Genomic DNA, 230 nt, shown 5'->3' on the forward strand with positions numbered 1-230 from the left:
CACATCGCCTGCCCAAACTTGGTTGGCAGCTGTGGGATTGAAGTTCTGATACAGTAGGAAGTCAACCAATGAATCGCAGTGCTTACGCTTTGTTGTGACCTTGTAAGCCAGGCGTTGTGTGACCTAAAGGCGTAAGCGACGCATAATTTTACGAACAAGATAGCGACAAACTTGATAGCCTTCTTTGCGCAATCTATTTACCATTTCACTGTTCCCCAATCTGCCACGGA

General features: G+C 46.5%; 1 pseudogene. It reads right to left on the bottom strand.

What is annotated here, in order from left to right:
- A pseudogene (locus Q4519_RS22240) lies at positions 1-230 on the bottom strand (IS3 family transposase); the annotation flags it as partial.

The sequence above is a fragment of the Motilimonas sp. 1_MG-2023 genome (genome assembly GCF_030547455.1).
In the GTDB taxonomy this organism is placed as follows: domain Bacteria; phylum Pseudomonadota; class Gammaproteobacteria; order Enterobacterales; family CBDFNC01; genus Motilimonas.